The following is a 4,513-nucleotide window of genomic DNA, read 5'->3' as shown; positions in this document are numbered from 1 at the left end:
GTGGTACCCCGCGTCCGCGCTGGAAGCCTACCGATGCCCGGCCGACCGGATCTTCGCCGCCCTGCGAGCGCGGAACGGCCTGCTGGCCCCGGAGTTCGCGGTGGACGCGCCCTTCGTCGCGGTGGGACTCCTCGCCCGCCGCGGCCGACGGCTGCCGGTCGTGTGGACGCTGCGGGCCAGGGCGCCCTTTAGCGACATCTGCCTCGGGCTACGGAACCGCCTCGGGAAAGACGGGCTCGTCGTCCTGTTGAGCCATCCGGGCGGAACACCCCTCTGCGTCCGCCTCGCCGGTGACGTGGTCGCCCTCGACATCCCGACTACCGACGAGGGGGACCTTGCCCTGTGGCGCGCCCTCGACGCGCTGGACCCCGGCTATCGCGAGCGCAGGATCACCGACCGGGAAGCCATCTTCGACGAGGTCACGCTGGAGTTCGCCCACGTGCCCGGCGAGCGACACGTGCTGCGTATCAACGGCCACGAGTTCGGCGGGTTCCAGCGAAGCGACCTGAAGTTCCTGCGGCTGCTGTACCTGGCCGCAGCGCGCGCCGTCGATCCCGACATCGACGGAGGGGGATGGCTGGAAAAGCACCGCCTTCAAGGCGACGAGAAGGACCACGACCTTGAGGACCTGCGCAAGGAGTTCGAGCGCTACCATCACCGCGACCTCGGCGACAGGGAGCTGAAGGCCCTCATCAAGTCCTCCCCGCGGCGTGACGGCCGCATCCGGCTCGCGGTGCAGCCCGGCCACATCCGCTTCGACGAGAGCCTTGCCCGTCTGACCTTCATCGGTGAGCGGCAGACCCGGAGCAAGAAGGGCACGCGGCGCCGCACGCCGGGAGCGAAGGCCCTGGCCGAGAACCTTGAGCGCGGCAGGCAGGTCGCGAAGAAGCTCCTCCGGGACGCCCGCAAGCTGGGCGTCGTGCCGGGGCCCATCGACCCCCAGGGGGATAGGGGAACAAGCGCTCCGGGGATGCCGGAGTAGACCCCCAACTCCACCGTGGCCTCCCCCATCCCCACGCCACGGAAGCTGGCCTCCGGAAGCTCGCGAATGGGCGCGAGCGGAACACCGGAGGACGGCAATGAGAACACGACACGGCAAGCCGGAGGAGCTGCGCTGCGAGGGCTGCGGCATCCTCCTGGCGACCATCGACGACAACGGACTCACGATCCGGCGCGGCCAGCTCCAGGTGACGGTGGGCGGTGACCTGCACGCCTCCATCGTCTGCTACCGGCCTCGCTGCCGGCGCCTGAACGTCATCCGCCTGAACACCAGGCGGCGGGGCGAGGACGCGGCCGCGTAGCGGCGCCTGGCCCCGAGTCCATTCCCAGCAACCCGAGCGCAACGACGCCCTGATTCGGCCCTCCGTGAGCGCGCGACGCCCGGCCGGAAGGCGGGCGTCACATGCGCACCACCTGGGAGGCTCTGCACCGGAGCCTCGTCCGTTCCACCGAGAGCCTGAACGCACATCGCATCTTCGAGGAGATCAAGGAGAGCAAGCCGGAGCTGGCGCGGTTCGACGCGCCGACGTCGCTCCTGGACCTGCTGCACGGCGAGGACGGCGACCTCGACGATAAGGACCTGGTCCTGCGCGCCCTGGTCGAGCTGGCGCAGGGCCGCGGCGAGACGGCGGACCTCGCGCGGGACCTGCTCTGGCTCGGGCTCTGGCCCGGGCTCGACGCCATCTACCGGCGGCACCTGCGGCACTTCGGGGAGCGCCCCGAGGAGCTGGTCTCGGAGGTTGGGGCCCGGTTCACCGACGCGGTCGCACGGGCGGACCTCGGCCGCATCCGGCGCGTCGCCGCGACCCTGGTCCGCAACACCGAGCGGGAGGTCCGCGCTGGCGAGAGGCGCACGTGGGACGCCGAGGCGCGGCGGTCCGAGCTGCCCAAGGGCGACGAGCTGGCCGACGGCGACCACCTCTCGCCCGCGGGGTACGCGCGCCGCCCCACCGGCGTCTCCGACCTCGGCCTGCCCCCGGGGATGGAGCCGGAGGACCAGCTCGCCGCCATCCGTGCCTTCGTCGCCGAGGTCGTCGGGGACGACGCCGACCTCGTGATCGGCGCGGCCGTGTACGGCGTGTCGCAGCGGGAGCTGGCGGAGCGGCTGGGCCTCACCCACGAGGCGGCCCGCAAGCGGTTCCAGCGGGCGCTGGCCCGCCTGCGGCGGCACGTCGAGGGCGAGCGGTGAGCCGGTGTCCCAGCCCGGCAGCCGGGGGCGCGTTTCCCCATCGGACCGGGCGAGAGGCCCGCCAAGGAGGTTCGAGAGATGAAGCCCCATCCCCCGCCCCGCGACCCGCTCGCCGCCCTGTTCCGGGACGTCGTCCTGGTGCTGGGCGGGGTGTTCGCGGTCCGCGGGACCGACGACGAAACCGTCCGGCGCGTGGCGGCTGGCCTCGAGCGCGCGTGGCGGCGCGCCCGTGGCGGCACCGGCCGCTCCGCGCCTCCCGTCCCCAACCTGGCGCCGCACCCGGCCATCGCCGCGCTGCTGCGCCTGACCGAAGCGGAGGAAGCGTAGCCATGACCGAGCAGAAGGCGCGGGCCGTGCCCGCCACCCGACCCGACGAGTTCGTCCGCCTGCCCGGCCTCTTCAGGCGCTGGGAGATCGAGCGCGTGCTCGAGGCCGGCCAGGACTTCCACATCGAGGAGGCGGGCACCGCCTCCGACGGAACCCCGCTCTTCGCCGTGTACCGGCGGGAGCCCAACCCCAACCACCGAGAGGAGGCGTGAGCGATGACGACGAAGAACATGTGGGAGCGCACCGCGGAGCTGGCCCGGCAACACGACCAGGGCAGCGGCACCTGGCTGAAGCTGGCCAACGACGGCGACAAGGCGGTCGTGGTGTTCCTGGGCGAGCCGTACCCGCGCGAGGTCTGCTTCGTGGACGGCCGCTACGTGCCGTTCGACGAGGAGCTGCGGGCCAAGGGCTACAAGCCCTCGCTGCGGGTGGCCCTGAACGTGGCCCTCTACGACACCAAGGAGGTCAAGGTCCTCGAACAGGGGATCGTGTTCTTCAAGCAGCTCCTGCAGATCCGCTCGAAGCGGTCGCTCGACGAGTGGGCCTTCGAGGTGGAGCGGCACGGGGCGGCCAAGGACCCGAAGACCACCTACAGCATCCTGCCGGAGCACAAGCTGACGCCCGAGGAGCAGGCCGAGTTCCAGGCCCTGCCGCTTCACGACCTCGAGAAGCTCTACAGCGGCGGCGAGGACCTGGGCAGCTACGACCGCAGGGCCGAGGCGGCCGTGGATCCGCGGACCGCGCAGTCCATCGTGCAGTCGCTCAAGGCCCTGCCCAGGGAGGCGGTGGACCGGTTCTGCGCCAAGTTCGGCGTGGCCCGGATCCGGGACCTGCCCGCCTCGCAGGTCGACCGCGCGCTCGCCTTCGTGGACGCGCTCGAGGCCGAGTTCGGGGCCAAGAAGGACGACGACGCGATTGACCCCTTCGCCTGATGCGCCGGGGTCACGGCGCACGAGAGCGGAGGCGGCCGTGAGCGACTATCTCTCCGAGGTGTTCGGGGATTGCGGGCTCTTCGCGGCCCGCTTCCCCGGCTACGAGATGCGCGAGGGCCAGGTGGCGCTCGCCCGCATGGTCGACGAGGCCATGCGGAGCGGGCGCCACGCCCTCGGCGAGGGCCCCTGCGGCACGGGCAAGGGCGTGGCCTACGGCGTGCCCGCGGTCTGGCACGCGCGGCACCGGGGCAAGCAGGTGGTGATCGCCACCGCCAACATCGCCCTGCAGGAGCAGCTCGTGGGCAAGGACCTGCCGCTCCTGGCCGAGGTCATGCCGTGGCCCTTCACCTTCACGCTGCTCAAGGGGCGCAACAACTTCCTGTGCCTCGACCGGCTGCGCGAGTCGGAGGCCCGCGGCGAGCTGGCGGGCCTCTACGACGACGAGCAGGACCGGCAGATGCGGGCGGTGCTCGCCTGGGCCCGCGAGACGCGGACCGGCGACGTGTCCGAGCTGCCCTTCGTGCCGCTGCCGCAGGTCTGGTCGAAGGTCTCGGTGTCGTCCGACGAGTGCAAGGGCGACGGCTGCCCCTTCCGCGACGAGTGCTTCGCCGAGCGGGCCCGGGCGGCGGCGCGCGAGGCGGACATCGTGGTCACCAACTACCACCTGCTGTTCGCCCACCTGGCCCTGCGGCGCGAGACCGGCCAGGACCTGGTGCTGCCGCCCTTCGACCTGCTGGTGCTCGACGAGGCGCACGAAGCGGCCGAGATCGCGCGGGACTTCTTCGGTTTCTCCGTCTCGGCGCACACGGCGAACCGCCTCGCCCGCTACGCGGCCGACCTGGGCGACACGCGGCTCGCCGACCGGCTCCGCCAGCGCGCCGCGGAGCTGTTCGACCGGGTCGCCGCCTACGCCCGCTCCCCGCTCTACCGCTGCCGCCTTCGGCAGCCCGGCTTCGTGGACCCCTCGGCGCTCGCCCGTGAGATGGAGGCGCTCGCCGCCCTGGGCGAGGCCGTGGCGGACGACGAGTGGCGCGACCGGGAGGAGCGGGCCACGGGGCGCACCGCC

The 4,513-nt window shown here is 72.6% G+C and carries 7 protein-coding genes; all 7 read left to right on the top strand.

The window, feature by feature from the left end; genetic code table 11:
• Positions 1 to 982, top strand: a 982-nt coding sequence (locus D6718_02550) for a hypothetical protein (GenBank protein RMG48088.1), incomplete at its 5' end; no start/stop codon positions are given.
• 97 nt (positions 983 to 1,079) lie between these two features.
• Positions 1,080 to 1,301 carry a hypothetical protein gene (locus D6718_02545; GenBank protein ID RMG48087.1) on the top strand — a complete coding sequence of 74 codons (222 nt, stop codon included), beginning with the start codon at positions 1,080 to 1,082 and terminating at the stop codon, positions 1,299 to 1,301.
• Between the two features lie 101 nt (positions 1,302 to 1,402).
• On the top strand, positions 1,403 to 2,188 hold the full coding sequence (locus D6718_02540) for a sigma-70 family RNA polymerase sigma factor (GenBank protein RMG48086.1): 786 nt from the start codon (positions 1,403 to 1,405) through the stop codon (positions 2,186 to 2,188).
• 78 nt (positions 2,189 to 2,266) lie between these two features.
• Complete coding sequence (locus tag D6718_02535; protein RMG48085.1) at positions 2,267 to 2,515, top strand: hypothetical protein; 249 nt, start codon at positions 2,267 to 2,269, stop codon at positions 2,513 to 2,515.
• A gap of 2 nt (positions 2,516 to 2,517) precedes the next feature.
• Positions 2,518 to 2,727 (top strand): hypothetical protein, encoded by a 210-nt coding sequence (locus tag D6718_02530; GenBank protein ID RMG48084.1) that lies wholly within the window; start codon positions 2,518 to 2,520, stop codon positions 2,725 to 2,727.
• A gap of 3 nt (positions 2,728 to 2,730) precedes the next feature.
• A complete protein-coding gene (locus D6718_02525) occupies positions 2,731 to 3,447 on the top strand; it encodes a hypothetical protein (protein RMG48083.1) in 717 nt (238 codons plus the stop codon).
• A 37-nt stretch (positions 3,448 to 3,484) separates the two neighbouring features.
• Positions 3,485 to 4,513, top strand: a 1,029-nt coding sequence (locus tag D6718_02520; GenBank protein ID RMG48082.1) for a hypothetical protein, incomplete at its 3' end; no start/stop codon positions are given.

This window comes from Acidobacteriota bacterium (genome assembly GCA_003696075.1).
Taxonomy (GTDB): Bacteria; Acidobacteriota; Polarisedimenticolia; order J045; family J045; genus J045.
This window is presented reverse-complemented; position numbering and strand designations above follow the sequence as displayed.